Below are 16,123 nucleotides of genomic sequence, written 5' to 3'. Positions count from 1 at the left end.
GGATTAATACACATACAATATGGACTACATTGTTTTATTCTCAGGTTTTCTAATAGCCTTTTTAGCAGGATGGATTATTATACCCAAAGTCTTATTGATTTCACATAAGAAAAAACTATTTGACATTCCTGATGCTAGAAAGGTGCATACACGCCCTATCCCACGATTAGGAGGAATAACCTTTTTCCCTGTAATATTAATAACTTTAGGACTAGTAACCGGTTTTTGTTATTTCGAAGAAATTCCTGCACAGATACCTTTCGCCGGAGATTTGTTTTTTCGAGTAATTTTTTTAATCGTAGGGTTAACACTCCTTTATCTAGTAGGCATAGCTGACGATTTAATTGGAGTAAGTTATCGATACAAATTTTTAATACAAGTAGTATCTGCAGCACTTTTAACAATAACAGGACTTTGGTTTAATTCTTTAGGAGGACTTGTTGGCATATACGAAATTCCCAAATGTTTAGGCATTATACTTACAATAATTGCAGTTGTATACATTACAAATGCAATTAACCTAATTGATGGAGTTGATGGATTGGCTTCTGGATTAAGTTGCATCGCTTTAACAGTATTAGGCATAGCTTTCACTATTAACAATTTATATATATATGCTTTATTAGCTTTCTCCTGTTTAGGAATTGTTATTCCATTTTGGTGCTATAATGTATTTGGAAATGAAAATCGTGGTAGAAAACTTTTTATGGGAGATACCGGTAGTTTAACATTAGGCTATATTTTAAGTTTCCTTTTTATCCGCTATTGTTTTGATTCAACAGCAAATATGCAAATTTCTGGTTCGAAAATGATTTTTGCATTTTCCACATTACTAGTTCCATTGTTTGATGTCATACGTGTAGTATTAGTTAGACTACGAAATAAGACAAATCCCTTCATGCCAGATCGTAATCATTTCCATCACAAATTATTACGAATGGGATTACGTTCTCGAGCTGTGATGAGTAGTATTCTATTGGTTTCATTATTTTTCATCCTTTTAAACACCTTATTAATGAACCACCTTAATATTACTTTCATTTTAATAATCGACATTTTATGTTGGATAATATTACATTTAGGAATCAATTGGAAAATAAAACGATTTCATTTATTGAATAATTAATTTGTCAAAAGATATATATATGCGTAAAGTTTTAGTAACCGGTGGAGCAGGTTTTATTGGCTCTAATTTATGTGAGACTCTTTTAAAACAGGGAGATTCTGTAGTTTGTTTGGACAATTTTGCCACAGGTCATATTGAAAACATAATGCCATTAATAGCAAAATATCCTCATTCTTTTAAACTTATAGTTGGTGATATTCGAAATATTGAGGATTGTCGTAAAGCAACTGAAGGGGTCGAATATGTATTACATGAAGCAGCTCTTGGTTCTGTTCCACGTAGCATAAAAGATCCAATTACCACCAATCAAGTAAATATTGATGGGTTTCTTAATATGCTTGTTGCCTCACGTGACGCAGGGGTTAAACGGTTTATTTTTGCTGCAAGTTCTTCTACATATGGAGATAGTAAAAGTTTACCTAAAGTAGAAGATGTAATTGGACGACCATTATCTCCTTATGCAATTACCAAATATGTTAATGAATTATATGCAGATGTATTCGCACGCACATATGGTATGGAATTTATTGGTTTGAGATATTTTAATGTATTTGGCCGTCGCCAAGATCCTAATGGAGCATATGCAGCAGTAATCCCTCTGTTTGTAAAAAAATTCATGAAACACGAAAGTCCAGTTATTAACGGAGATGGAGAATATAGTCGTGATTTCACTTATATTGATAATGTTATACAAATGAATTTACGAGCTATGGAGACTACTAATCCAGAGGCAATCAATCAAATTTATAATACAGCATTTGGTGAACGTACGACCCTCAACCAACTTGTAGATTTGTTGAAAAAATATCTTAGTGAATACGACACAGAGATTGCTAAAATAGAAGTACTTCATGGTCCTAATCGCGCTGGAGATATACCTCATTCATTAGCATGCATTGATAAAGCGAAAAAACTTTTGGAATATAAGCCAGAGTTTAGCATGGAAAATGGCTTAAAAGAAGCTGTAAAATGGTATTGGGAGAATTTAAAATAATATTAAACTGCATTCAAACATAATATACAACAATGAATAAAATTAAAATTTGTGTAATCGGATTAGGTTACGTAGGTCTGCCTTTAGCACGTCTTTTCTCAACAAAGTATGAAACTATAGGTTTTGATATGAGCCAGCGTCGTGTAGACGGATTGATGGCTGGTCATGATGACACATTAGAAGTGGCAGATGATTTGCTCCAAAGTGCAATAGCAAATGGCTTTAAATGTACTACAAACATCGAAGATATTCGTGACTGTAATTTTTATGTAGTTGCAGTCCCTACTCCAGTTGATGAAAATAACAATCCAGATTTAACCCCTCTATACGGAGCAAGTACTACAGTGGGCAAGGTTATATCAAAAGGAGATATCGTCGTTTATGAGTCAACAGTATATCCAGGTGTTACAGAAGATGAATGTATCCCTGTTGTAGAGAAAGTTTCTGGTTTGAAATTTAATGAGGATTTCTTTGCTGGTTACAGTCCTGAACGCATTAACCCAGGAGACAAATTACACACCGTTGAAAAAATCAAAAAAGTCACCTCTGGTTCTACACCAGAAATTGGTAAAATTGTAAATGATATCTATGCTTCTGTAATTACAGCAGGCACTCATCTTGCATCAACAATCAAAGTTGCCGAAGCAGCTAAAGTTATTGAAAATTCCCAGCGTGATATTAATATTGCCTTTGTAAATGAGCTTTCAAAGATTTTCAATAAAATGGGAATCGACACTTTAGATGTTTTGGAAGCGGCAGGAACAAAATGGAATTTCTTACCATTCCGTCCAGGCTTAGTAGGAGGTCATTGTATCGGTGTAGATCCATATTATTTGGCTCAATGTGCACAGCGATATGGATATAATCCGGAAATTATTTTGGCTGGTCGTCGCATGAATGATGGCATGGGAGAATATGTTGCAAATGAAGTTGTTAAGTTGATGCTCAAAAAAGGTATTCAAGTTCTCAATTCACATATCTTAATTTTAGGATTTACATTCAAGGAAAATTGTCCGGATGTACGAAATACAAAAGTTATTGATATTTATCGTGCTCTGAAGGAATATAATGTAAACATTACAGTCTATGACCCATGGGCTAATCCAGAAATAGTAAAACATGAGTATGGAATTGAAGTTATCAATACTTTACCAACAGAAAAAGCTGATTCTGTAATTACAGCTGTTGCACATGAAGAATTTAAAAAATTAGATATCACGTCATTTACCCATGATAAACATATCATATATGACGTAAAAGGATTTTTAGATAAAAACATCATAGACGGCAGATTATAAGAACCTATTAATGAAAAAAATATTATTATGTTCTCCAATTACAGGAGTTGTTGGTGGCATAGCAAAATGGACTAACCATATTAAAAGTTATTATGAATCTTTAGAAGAAAAATCAATAGAATTAGAATTCCTAGATTTCTCAAGGAAGAGGAGCGGTCAGACAATTGAATCAAAACTTAAAAAAATATATTTTGCGATATCTGATTATTTCAAATTAATTATATATACGTGTAAAAAAATCAGAGAAATTCAAGGTGATATTATTCACATTACGACTCCAGCCTCTTTCCTTCTAATTAAAGATTTAATTCTTTTATGGGCGGCTTCAAATGTAGGACTCAAAACAGTTATACATTTTCGTTTTGGCCGTATTCCGGAGCTATTTAAAATAAAAAACTTTGAATACAAATTATTAATTAAAGTCATAAAAAAAGCCAATAAAGTAATTGTCATTGATAATGCTTCATATACAATATTAAGCAATCATGGCTTTAATAATATTGAAATCATTCCAAATCCATTAACTCCCAAAGTAAATGAATATATAAAAAAGTATAATTATATAGAAAGAGAAAACAATGTGATACTTTTTGCGGGACATGTAATACCTACAAAAGGCATCTATGAACTAATTGATGCTTGTAAGCAGATTCCTGGAATTAAAGTAAAAATTATTGGAGCAATATCTAATGAAATGAAACAGGAAATCATTACTAGAGCGAATACTGAATTCAGTAATAGACTTATTATTAAAGGTGAATTAGATTACGAAGCAACTATACGTGAAATGCTCGCATGCTCCGTATTTGTATTACCAACATATACTGAAGGATTTCCTAATGTTATACTTGAAAGTATGGCCTGCGGATGCCCCATTATAACTACTAATGTTGGAGCTATACCAGAAATGTTAGACATTAATCATAGTAATAATTGTGGCATTTGTGTTTCTCCTAAAAATATAGAAGAGCTCAAACAAGCAATAGAAAAAATGATAAATAATAGAACATATGCTTTAAATTGTGGTGTGAATGCCCAAAGACGTGTTAATGAACAATACTCAATGCCTATCATTTGGAAAAAATTAACATCAATTTGGGAATCCATCTAACTCTAATTTCAAATATGAATATAAAAAAATGTATGTTCCTCCGTGGCTGTTATATGCTATGGAAAACTTATTTCGGGATAAGGCGTTCTCAACTTGGATTTTGTGATAAATCTGTTAGTCTTACCCCACCTCTAATGCTACATAATCCTAAGAATGTATTTCTCTACGAAAATACTAGTATCAGAGCTAATGCATTAATTTCGGCTGTGAATGCCCGGTTTATAATGAAAAAAAACTCAGGAGCTGCTGAAGGGCTAATGGTAAGAACTGGCAATCATATGATTGTTCCAGGGAAACTATATAAAGAAATCACAGACCAATACAAAAAAGAAAGCGGTAAACTATCGGAATATGATAAAGATGTTATTGTAGAAGAAAATGTTTGGATAGGTTGTAATGTAACATTATTATCAGGCGCAATAATAGGTAGAGGAGCTACTATAGGAGCTGGATCAGTAGTAACCAAACCTATACCTCCATATGCCATTGCCGCAGGTGTACCATGCAAAGTAATCAAATTTAGATGGGACATTGAGCAAATTATTGAGCATGAAAAAATTCTTTATCCCGAAAATGAAAGATTAACAAGAGAAGATTTACAATTTTATTTTGATAAATATAATAAAAATAATTAACTATGTCCATTTTTAAAGACAAAGTCCTGTTGATTACAGGCGGTACAGGATCATTTGGAAATGCCGTACTTCGCAGATTCTTAGATTCAGATATCAAAGAAATCCGTATTTTCAGTCGAGATGAAAAAAAACAGGATGACATGCGTCATCGCCTACAGAACCCCAAAGTTAAATTTTACATCGGTAACGTACGTAACAAAACATCAGTTGATGTAGCAATGCGTGGAGTTGATTATGTATTTGCGGCTGCAGCATTAAAGCAGGTGCCAAGTTGTGAGTTTTTCCCGATGGAAGCTACGCGTACCAACGTATTAGGAACAGAAAACGTATTGCTTTCAGCTATTGAACATGGAGTAAAAAATGTAGTGGTTCTTTCTACTGATAAGGCAGCCTACCCTATTAATGCTATGGGTATATCAAAGGCCTTAATGGAAAAAGTAGCTATCGCTAAAGGCCGTGAATTAGGAGAAGATGCTGCTACTACAATCTGCTGTACCCGTTATGGCAATGTAATGGCAAGCCGTGGTTCAGTTATTCCATTGTGGGTTGACCAGATGATGGAAGGTAAACCTATCACCATTACCGATCCGAACATGACTCGTTTCATGATGACATTGGATGACGCGGTTGATTTGGTTATCTATGCGTTTACTCATGGCAAAAACGGTGATTTGTTTGTGCAAAAAGCTCCTGCTGCTACTCTAGACACATTAGCTACAGCTCTGAAGGAAATCTATGCTAAGGTTAATCCCAAATATGGCGAAACTGAGGTTAAGGTTATTGGTACTCGCCATGGTGAAAAACTATACGAGACATTGGTTACACGCGAAGAAATGGCAAAAGCAATCGATATGGGTGATTACTATCGTATTCCATGCGATACGCGTGATTTGAACTATGATAAATTTTTTGTTGACGGAAGTGAAGAAGTATCAAAGATTGAAGACTATCATAGCCACAATACCACTCGCTTGGACGTAGAGGGAATGAAAAAACAATTGATGCGTCTGCGTTTCATCCAAGAAGATTTAGGATTGATTGAAAAAGCAAAAGGTAAAGAAATTCGTTCTGAATAATATTAATATAACATCTGAAACTTATGAATATTCTAGTTACAGGTGCCAAAGGATTTGTGGGGCGCAATCTGGTATCGCAGCTCCACAATATCCGTGATGGCAAAGCTAAGTATTACGATATTGCTGGTCAGGAAATAAATGTCTATGAATATGACATAGACAGTGATCCAGCAGAACTGGAGATATATTGCAAAGATGCTGATTTTGTATTCAATTTGGCAGGAGTCAATCGCCCCAAAGACCAAAGTGAATTCATGAAAGGTAATTTTGGATTTGCTTCTTCTCTATTAGATACACTAAAAAAATATAACAATACTTGTCCGGTAATGATTTCTTCGTCTATTCAAGCAGAATTAGATAATCCTTATGGAGAATCCAAACGTGCAGGGGAAAACTTGATGTTTGACTACGCCAAAGAAACCGGAGCAAAAGTCTTGGTATATCGGTACCCTAACTTATTTGGGAAATGGTGCAGACCTAACTATAACAGTGCAGTTGCCACTTTCTGTAATAATATTGCTCATGATTTACCAATTCAAGTTAATGACCCGAATGTAGTCATGCACTTGGTATATATCGATGATGTCGTAGATGAATTGATCGCTGCGCTGAGTGGGAAAGAACACTATGAAGGCAAATTCTGCGTAGTTCCTACAGTCCATACTATCACATTAGGAGGAATCGTTGAATTACTATATTCCTTCAAGAACAGCAGATCGGATTTGAGTATTGCAGACATGAATGATCCGCTAACTAAAAAATTATACTCTACCTATTTGTCTTATTTACCAACGGACCAGTTCAGCTATCCACTTAAAATGAATGTAGATCATAGAGGAAGTTTTACTGAAATTATCCGTTCCAAGGACAGAGGACAGTTCTCTGTAAATATTACTAAACCCGGAATTATAAAGGGACAGCACTGGCATCATACGAAAAACGAAAAATTTTTAGCTGTAAGTGGTGAAGGAGTTATTCGTTTCCGTGATATGCGACAAGAAAATAGTCCGGTTATCGAATATCATGTCAGTGGTGAAAAATTGGAAGTAATTGATATTCCAACGGGATATACACACAATATTGAAAACACAGGTACTGTAGATTTGGTCACGTTTATATGGTGTAACGAATGTTTTGACCCTAATAGACCGGATACATTCTATGAAGAAGTGTAACCTAAAAACAAAAATTCATGAAAATCATCAATACAAATCTTTTAGACGAAGTTACCCAACAGGCTCAGGAAAGTCCACGTCTAAGAATGAATTATAATTTGCATGACAGTTTGGATTCAAAAGCTCAGCGTTTGTTTAATGCTTTAGAGCCAGGTACAGATTTGCCTATACATAGGCATACAACTACCTCAGAAACATATATCATTATACGAGGAAAGATGAATGTCATGTTCTATGATGATCAAAAAAACGTCATCGAAAAATGTGAATTGAACCCACTGATTGGGAATTATGGAGTGCACATTCCAGCCGGACAATGGCATACATTAGAAGTATTGGAAAAAGGGACTGTTATTTTTGAGGTAAAAGACGGACCATATACTCCATTAACTCCAGAAAATACGCTGAAATAACAGAGACTATGGAAATAAATTTAAATTATGAAAATGTAAAGTTTCAGAACAATGGTAAACTGAAACTTTTAATTATAGTTGGCACGCGCCCGGAAATTATCCGTTTAGCAGCTGTAATCAACAAATGCCGTCAATATTTTGACTGTTTACTGGCTCATACCGGACAAAATTATGATTATAATCTGAATGGCGTATTCTTCAAAGATTTAAAATTACAAAATCCAGACGTATATTTGGATGCTGTTGGTGATGACTTAGGAGCTACCATGGGGAATATTATCAATGCGAGCTACAAATTGATGGTTGCAACACAACCGGATGCAGTGTTAGTTTTAGGTGATACCAATTCCTGCCTTAGCGTAATTGGAGCAAAACGTCTGCACATTCCCATTTTCCACATGGAAGCAGGTAATCGTTGTTTTGACGAATGCTTACCAGAAGAGACCAATCGTCGTATTGTGGATATTATCTCTGATGTTAATATCTGTTATAGCGAACATGCACGTCGCTACTTAAACGCTAGTAATGTAGCCCCACAACGTACTTATGTAAGTGGTTCACCTATGGCAGAAGTATTGCATAATAACTTAGCAGATATAGAGGCAAGCGATATTCACCAACGTTTAGGATTGGAAAAAGGAAAATATATTCTGCTCTCTGCCCATCGTGAAGAAAACATTGATACAGAAAAGAACTTCACTTCCTTATTCAATGCTATTAATAAAATGGCCGAAAAATATGACATGCCAATTCTGTATAGCTGCCATCCTCGTAGCCGTAACCGCTTGGCATCAAGCAACTTCAAATTGGATAAGAGAGTTATTCAACATGAGCCTCTAGGTTTCCACGATTACAACTGCCTGCAAATGAATGCTTTTGCAGTGGTATCTGATTCCGGAACACTCCCTGAAGAAAGTTCATTCTTTATGAGTGTTGGGCATCCTTTCCCAGCTGTTTGTATCCGTACATCTACAGAGCGTCCTGAAGCATTAGACAAAGGCTGCTTTGTTTTGGCGGGTATTGACGAAGCCTCATTATTACAAGCAGTAGATACTGCTGTAGAAATGAATAATAATGGCGATCTGGGACTTCCTGTACCTAACTATGTAGATGAAAATGTATCTACTAAGGTAGTCAAACTGATTCAAAGCTACACAGGTGTTGTTAATAAAATGGTTTGGAGAAAATTCTAAAAAATGGAAACAATTTACATATGGGGGGTTAAATTCAACCCCTTATCTAAAATAGAATTTGTTGAAAATGTTCTAGAATTATTATCTAAAGGAATAACAGGAATACATCTTACGGGCGTAAATTCTGAAACTGTAAGTATAGCACAAAAGGAAAAGATTCTACAACAAGCAATCTTAGATTCTGATTTTGTAAATATAGACAACGCCTTTATTACTTTAGCTCTACGATGCCTAGGATATAAAATTCCAGAACGAGCTGCAACACCGGATATATTTGAATTATTTCTTCAAAATGCAAATGAAAAAAGGCAATCAGTATACTTCCTAGGTGCAGAAGAACATGTTGTAAAAAAAATGGTCGAATCCATTAAGAAAACTTATCCCAATATTATTATTGCAGGTTATAGAAATGGATTCTATACCTCTGAAGAGGAGCCTAAAATTGCAGCTAATATTAGTGAATTAGCCCCAACATTCCTATTTTTAGGATTACCAACTCCAATGAAAGAATCCTTTATTTTAAAATATAAAAAACAAATAAATGTTGGAGTTTTATATGGAGTAGGAGGTGCTTTTGACTGTAAAGGTGGTAAAGTTAAAAGAGCTCCTCAATGGATTGGGCATATAGGATTAGAAGGCTGCTTTAGGGTGTTACAATCTCCATCTAATTATGGAAAGAGGGTATTAAAGTACTATCCAAGGTTTTGTTCTTTATTTCTAAAAGAAATTGTAAATCGAATTATAAAAAAAACAAATAAGTAATTTTACTTATATATGAAAATAATAAATATGATAAAGGTTTTTTTTCTTACAGGTGACGAGCGTTCATCTAGAGCTAGAAAAAATTCCCTAAGGATGCTAATAAACAAAGGCTTAAGTATACTTTTAAGCCTTTGTTTTCTCCCACTTTTTTTATCTTGCTTTGACAAAATTGAATATGGCATATGGGTTACCATCCTGTCAATTATCAATTGGTTTGGTTTTTTTGACATCGGTCTTGGACAAGGGCTAAGAAACAAATTGACAGAAGCTATTGCAAATAACAATTATAAGCTAGGTAAAGAATACATCAGTACAACTTATTTTTTTGTTTCATTAATCTTTATATCCATAATTATTATTTTCTTCATAATCTATCCATTTATTGATTGGTATCAATTTATTAACGCTCCAAGCTACTTAGCAAATGATGTAAATATTTTATTTTTAATAGCTTTTACATCAACATTGCTTACATTTATTTTAAGAAATATCCTATTTGTTCTCTATGCAATTCAAAAGCCAAGTCTTGTTTCTGACATTAACCTCCTTATTCAAATATCTACATTAGTAAGTGTATATATAGCTATACATTTTTTTCATATTTCTTCATTGATTCCATTTGTTATTATAATGACTGGAATACCTATTATTATATATATCCTTTATTCAGCATGGCTATTTAAATTTAAAATACCAGAACTATCCCCATCATCCAAAAGCATTAAATTATGTCATACTGACTCACTTTTTAAACTAGGACTATTATTTTTTTTAATTCAAATAGCCAATATTGTTATTATACATAGTAATAATTTCCTTATATCTAAAGTTTTAGGTCCGCAAGATGTAGGAGAATATCAAATTACATTCCAATATTTCTCTATTTTAACTTCAGTTTTTTATATTCTTACCACACCTTATTGGTCAGCAGTTACAGATGCCTTTACACGATCTGATTTTAAATGGATAGAAAAAGCAGTTAAAGATCTTAACAAATATTATCTACTTATAGTCTTCTGTGCTATCATAATGGTTCTTTTTTCCAATCCGATTTTTAAAATTTGGATTGGAGATAAAATAACAATAAGACCTTTAATTGTTATTTTAATGGCAATCTATGTCTTAATCCAATCATTTGGTAATATCTACATATCTATAATTAATGGAATTGGAAATATCAAGATACAATTTTATATCACATTATTTGCAGCATGCATATATATACCAATAGCCTTAAAAATGATAGAGTATTATAATATATATGGCCTCTTATTTACAATGATTATTATCTCCGTCATAACAACAGTCTGGGCCCCATTGCAATATAAGTATTTATTAAAGAGAACACGAAATGAGAACCAGTAATATTAAATATTCATTATTAGATTATATCATCATAATAGTATATATTATAACAATAGCGTCAGCTTCTTCGCTATGCTATAATACTATATTTAAACAAACTATTTTAATTATATTACTGATTTTAGCTTTAATAAAAAAGAAAAAAATTCATCCTATTTTATTCGTTGTGATTTTTTTCAATATTTTTATAGAAGCATGTGCATCATATTATCTGGGAAATACTAGTTTTAATATTTTTAGAATATATAATTATATATATCCAATAGTTTTTAGCTATGCTATTCTACACATTTCAGGAGAAAAATTTATCATTAAATTGGAAAAAATAATTTTTATTCTAACCTGCATATCATTACCAATATTTTGCATACAAGTTGTAAATCTCCCATTTATTGAAAGTTTATCTTCCTCTTTCAATAATTTTCTAGCAGAACCTTTACAAAAAGGGGCATCGTGGTATATTTTTATTTTTAATTATTGTTGGCTTCCTAATTCACCAACAATTACCCGCAACTCCGGATTTATGTGGGAACCGGGAGCTTTCGCTTTAGTGTTAGTAATATTTTTAATTTATCGAATAATTAAAAATAATTATTCATTAAAAAATGATACACATGCATATATTTATTTTATAGCAATAATAACAACTTTTTCAACAAGTGGATATATTGCATTAATATTAATACTTATACCCTCCATTTTACGCACTCAAAATAAAATTTTTAAGATTATTCTATTAATTTTATTTGCTGCTTGTGTTCCCATTATATTCCAATTAGATTTTATATCTGGAAAAATAGACTCATATCTTGAAGATACAAATGCATTTAGTTATGGCTATCATTCAGAAACAGGAACAATAGAATTTAATAGATATATGTTTTTTGAATACGTTCTAAACGAAATTGCTAAATTTCCTTTAGGATATGGTTCAAATCCCGTTTTATTTTCACATTATGAAGTTGTAGCACCGAATGGACTTGCTCAATTATTATATCATTGGGGGATTATAGGATTTATATTTATAATCGTTTCATTATATAAATCAATTAAATGCTTTAGTAATAATCAAAAAAGTCGATATACTCTACTTTATTTACTAGCAATTAGTGTTTTATTATTTTCAAATCCTGTTCATTTCAATCCGATTTTATTTACTCTCATACTTATTCCTTTTCTCTTTAAAAAAATATACACAATATGAAAATTTCAGTTTTATCTTATTTCCCTTTCCCAGATGGTTTAGCTGCTACAACAAGAATTAGAGCATACCTTAAAGGGCTTAAAGAACTTGGAGTAGATTCAGAAGCAATCGTATATAATCCAACATCAAAATATACTCCCAATAAGGATATTCCGAGCATTGGATACTCTGAAGAAGGTATTAAATATTGCTATCCCAATGGTAGATATTTCTCGAAACATAAAATTTACCGTTTAATCAGTATCTATATAAATTCATGGGTAAAAACAACTTATTATATTTATAGATCTAACAAAAAAAAGAAAATAGACTTCTTATTCATAGCCAATGACAAATTACCAATATTATTTTACTACATAATGATATGTAAAATATTAAAAATAAATTCTATATTTATCACAGATGAATATCCTGGAGCTATTCGATCCAAACTAAAAAAGAATATTTCTAAAATACAAAAATGGGCATATAATTTTATTTTGAAATATACAAAGGGAGAAATTTTCATGACAGAAGCATTATGTAAATATTACAATCCTCAAAATAAAATTCCTAATCATATTTTACCCACAATTACAGATTTTTCAAGATTCGATGTTAAAAATAACATGGATACGAATAATGATAATTACATTTGTTATCTTGGGAATATGGAATTATCCAAGGATAATGTAGATAATATTATAGTTGCATTCTCTAAAATTGCAGAAAGATTTCCTAACATTAACTTCTATTTATATGGTGCTCCATCTGAAAGAGATAAAAATAAATTATCATCCCTTATAAGATCATTAAAATTAGAAAAAAGAGTCTTTTTAAAAGGGAAAGTTGATTTTAACAAAGTTCCAGAAATTTTATCCAACGCAAAAATTTTAGTATCTTCTCAACCAAACACCAAGAGAGCAGAGGGAGGATTCCCTACCAAGTTAGGAGAATATTTAGCTACTGGTAAGCCTGTCCTACTTACAGATGTCGGTGAAATTTCACAATGTGTTATTAAAAATAAACATTTATATATTGTACCTCCTGAAAATCCAGAATTATATGCAGAAAAATTAGCCTATATTTTGGAAAATTATGAAGAAGCCATAAAAGTAGGACAAGCCGGGAAAGAATACGTCAAAGCAAATTACGGTTACCAAAAAATATCACAAAACCTATTATTTTTTTTAAATGGAATCAAATAATAAAATCAAACAAATTTTAGTGTTAGCAGCATATCCTTTTCCAATAGGATTAGCTCCTACCACAAGGATAATAACATATTCTAAAGGATTAATTGCAAATGGAGTTGATGTGAAAGTTATTAATTATAGTCATGTTGCATACAATGATCCATTAGAAGATACTCCATATGGTATAATAAATACTGTACCATATATTTATTCACATAAAAGAAAAGGAAGTAAATCACCTTTTAAGCGCCGCATATGGGATAATTTAAATAGCTGGATTAAGGCAATTTACAAAATCAGGGAAATAAATAAAAGAAATAAAGTAGATTATGTTTTCTTAAGTTTTGATTCAGTCCTTTCTATTTCTATTTTTGTTTTACCTTTATATCTAATGGGAATCAAACTCATTTTTATAGGAGATGAATATCCTATTCCCATTAGAGAGAAATTAAAATCTAAAATACCTAGAAGGAAAGAAATTTTCTATAGCATAATGTCACGTATGCTCACGGCTAGAATTTTAATGACTGATAATTTGAAACAATTCTATAACAACATATATCCATTACCAACATTTATTTTGCCAACAATTGTTGATAAATCTCGTTTTACTAAATTCAAATTAAATGATAAGGAAAGAGAAAAATCAATCTGCTACATTGGTAACATGGAACTTACAAAAGACAATGTAGATAATATAATCAAAGCATATGCTTTAATAAAAAATAAACTTCCAGATTATGAACTTAAATTATATGGCCCAATAAATTCGAAAAATAAATCATTAATTAGCTTAGCTGAAAAGTTGGGTGTTAAAGATTCCGTTAAATTTATGGGAAGTATAACGAATAAAGAAGTGCCTCAAATTTTATGTAGTGCATCTTTATTAGTATCATCTCAACCTAATACAAAAAGAGCACAAGGTGGATTTCCCACCAAATTAGGTGAATACCTTTTATCAGGTACACCAGTTTTAATGACAAATTCAGGAGAAATAACTAAATATGTTCAAGACGGACAAGAACTTTGGATTGTTGAACCTGAGAATCCTGAAGAATACGCAAATAAGATAATTTATATTTTTGAAAACTATAATAAGGCTTTATCGGTAGCGAAACAAGGGAAAAACTACATCTTAAATAATTGCGAAGCACAGAATATGACATTAAAATTGATAGATTTTTTAACAGAACTCAAATAGGGTTAAAAATTCACATGATACATATAAAATTTAATTTATGAACAATTATACTATATACATAATAACAACCCTTGGAATAGGAGATGCACATTCCAACCGTATAATTGCATATGCAAATGCTTTAGTACAGAAAGGCAAAAAAGTAAAAATTATATCTCTATCCTATAATAAGGGAAAAATCTCAACATTAGACCCATCGATACATATTATTTATCTCCAAAATAAACCGATAAAGTCAAGGCTTTTAAAATTTATTACAAACGCCATTAAATTAGCATTAGTAACTAAAAGAGAGATACACAAAGAGGACTGTATATATGTATATTCATTAATTGACTATCTTCCTATTATTTATTTTTTAAAAAAGAGAAATTTATTCCATGAAATGACAGAATGCCCTGAGATACTCAGATCCCATCTACCCAGAAATATATATTATAACACATGTAAAAATTTATCAGGCATTTTTGTAATAACTAAAGGACTAAAAGAATTATTCATTAAAAAAGGCATAGAAAAGAACAAAGTACATATTATCAATATGATTGTTGATTCAAAACGCTTTAATAATATACAAGAAAAAAAAGTCTCAGAAGAATACATAGCATATTGTGGTACAGTCGGTAATAAAAAAGATGGAGTTGATAAATTATTACGCATATTTTTTAAATATCATCAAATATATCCTAATAAAAAAATTTATATAATTGGTCCATTTTACAATAAAGAAACCGAGATATATTATAGGCAGTATGTATCTGACAATAAATTAGATAATAATGTTATCTTTTGGGGATTAGTACCACAAGATCAAATTCCAAGACTCCTTTTAGGGGCAGAAATGTTATTGTTAACACGACCTAATAATCTCCAAGCGAAATATGGCTTTCCTACAAAATTAGGAGAATATCTTTTAACCAAAAAACCTGTAGTCATTACCAAAGTGGGTGAAATAGAGTTTTTTTTAAAAGATCATGAAAATGCAATGCTCGCATCCCCAGAAAACGAAGATGAATTTCTCGAAAAAATGATTTACTTGACAAGATATCCAAATGAAGCCAAAAAAATTGGAATAAATGGTTATGAAACTGCTATAACTTATTTCAATAGTATTAAAGAAGTTGACAAAATTATAGCTCAATTACCTTAACAAAAACGAAACAAATTAAAAAATTACACAGTAAAAAAATAAATTTGAGTCTATGTAATTTTCATCTAAATTGAGATGAATTATTCAATGCTCTGATATTCAGCAAATAGAATACAATTGTAAGCTTCCAAAATTGGCGTATTGACTAGCATGTTTCTTTCCCATACCTTCGTGCTAAACTTAAAACTTGAAAGATTATGTTTAGCGAAAAAGATTTTGAAAGACTGTGGTTCCTCTACAAGACC

15 protein-coding genes are annotated in these 16,123 nt (G+C 31.7%); all 15 read left to right on the top strand.

Annotated features, from left to right (window positions below; genetic code table 11):
- The first annotated feature begins 19 nt into the window (after window positions 1-19).
- Genes H3001_RS04805 through H3001_RS04735 form a run of 15 tightly spaced genes read left to right on the top strand, consistent with a single transcriptional unit; the run spans window position 20 to window position 15,878 of the window.
- Window positions 20-1,126 carry an MraY family glycosyltransferase gene (locus H3001_RS04805; protein ID WP_181214222.1) on the top strand — a complete coding sequence of 369 codons (1,107 nt, stop codon included), beginning with the start codon at window positions 20-22 and terminating at the stop codon, window positions 1,124-1,126.
- A gap of 19 nt (window positions 1,127-1,145) precedes the next feature.
- Window positions 1,146-2,120 carry an SDR family oxidoreductase gene (locus H3001_RS04800; protein ID WP_181214221.1) on the top strand — a complete coding sequence of 325 codons (975 nt, stop codon included), beginning with the start codon at window positions 1,146-1,148 and terminating at the stop codon, window positions 2,118-2,120.
- Window positions 2,121-2,152: 32 nt separating this feature from the next.
- A complete protein-coding gene (locus H3001_RS04795) occupies window positions 2,153-3,418 on the top strand; it encodes a nucleotide sugar dehydrogenase (RefSeq protein ID WP_181214220.1) in 1,266 nt (421 codons plus the stop codon).
- 10 nt (window positions 3,419-3,428) lie between these two features.
- A complete protein-coding gene (locus H3001_RS04790) occupies window positions 3,429-4,529 on the top strand; it encodes a glycosyltransferase family 4 protein (RefSeq protein WP_181214219.1) in 1,101 nt (366 codons plus the stop codon).
- 14 nt (window positions 4,530-4,543) lie between these two features.
- Window positions 4,544-5,164 carry a DapH/DapD/GlmU-related protein gene (locus H3001_RS04785; protein WP_181214218.1) on the top strand — a complete coding sequence of 207 codons (621 nt, stop codon included), beginning with the start codon at window positions 4,544-4,546 and terminating at the stop codon, window positions 5,162-5,164.
- Between the two features lie 2 nt (window positions 5,165-5,166).
- Window positions 5,167-6,240, top strand: a complete 1,074-nt coding sequence (locus H3001_RS04780) for a polysaccharide biosynthesis protein (RefSeq protein WP_181214217.1) — start codon at window positions 5,167-5,169, stop codon at window positions 6,238-6,240.
- A 23-nt stretch (window positions 6,241-6,263) separates the two neighbouring features.
- Window positions 6,264-7,415, top strand: a complete 1,152-nt coding sequence (locus H3001_RS04775; RefSeq protein WP_181214216.1) for a capsular polysaccharide biosynthesis protein CapF — start codon at window positions 6,264-6,266, stop codon at window positions 7,413-7,415.
- A 17-nt stretch (window positions 7,416-7,432) separates the two neighbouring features.
- A complete protein-coding gene (locus H3001_RS04770) occupies window positions 7,433-7,828 on the top strand; it encodes a WbuC family cupin fold metalloprotein (protein ID WP_181214215.1) in 396 nt (131 codons plus the stop codon).
- Window positions 7,829-7,836: 8 nt separating this feature from the next.
- Window positions 7,837-9,021: a non-hydrolyzing UDP-N-acetylglucosamine 2-epimerase gene (wecB, locus tag H3001_RS04765; protein WP_181214214.1), complete on the top strand. Its 1,185-nt coding sequence runs from the start codon at window positions 7,837-7,839 to the stop codon at window positions 9,019-9,021.
- Between the two features lie 3 nt (window positions 9,022-9,024).
- On the top strand, window positions 9,025-9,783 hold the full coding sequence (locus tag H3001_RS04760) for a WecB/TagA/CpsF family glycosyltransferase (protein ID WP_181214213.1): 759 nt from the start codon (window positions 9,025-9,027) through the stop codon (window positions 9,781-9,783).
- 12 nt (window positions 9,784-9,795) lie between these two features.
- The gene (locus H3001_RS04755; RefSeq protein WP_181214212.1) at window positions 9,796-11,148 is read left to right on the top strand and encodes a lipopolysaccharide biosynthesis protein; all 1,353 of its coding nucleotides are present in this window, start codon (window positions 9,796-9,798) and stop codon (window positions 11,146-11,148) included.
- Window positions 11,135-12,352, top strand: a complete 1,218-nt coding sequence (locus tag H3001_RS04750) for a hypothetical protein (protein ID WP_181214211.1) — start codon at window positions 11,135-11,137, stop codon at window positions 12,350-12,352. The genes H3001_RS04755 and H3001_RS04750 overlap by 14 nt, the downstream gene beginning before the upstream one ends.
- Complete coding sequence (locus H3001_RS04745) at window positions 12,349-13,539, top strand: glycosyltransferase (protein WP_181214210.1); 1,191 nt, start codon at window positions 12,349-12,351, stop codon at window positions 13,537-13,539. Before H3001_RS04750 ends, H3001_RS04745 begins: the two co-directional genes overlap by 4 nt.
- Window positions 13,526-14,728 (top strand): glycosyltransferase family 4 protein, encoded by a 1,203-nt coding sequence (locus H3001_RS04740; protein ID WP_181214209.1) that lies wholly within the window; start codon window positions 13,526-13,528, stop codon window positions 14,726-14,728. The genes H3001_RS04745 and H3001_RS04740 overlap by 14 nt, the downstream gene beginning before the upstream one ends.
- A 37-nt stretch (window positions 14,729-14,765) precedes the next feature.
- A complete protein-coding gene (locus tag H3001_RS04735) occupies window positions 14,766-15,878 on the top strand; it encodes a glycosyltransferase (protein WP_181214208.1) in 1,113 nt (370 codons plus the stop codon).
- The last annotated feature ends 245 nt before the right edge of the window (window positions 15,879-16,123 follow it).

The organism is Phocaeicola faecicola, from assembly GCF_013618865.1.
Classification (GTDB): domain Bacteria; phylum Bacteroidota; class Bacteroidia; order Bacteroidales; family Bacteroidaceae; genus Phocaeicola; species Phocaeicola faecicola.
The sequence above is the reverse complement of the archived record's forward strand: the minus strand, read 5'-3'. Positions and strand labels throughout refer to the sequence as shown.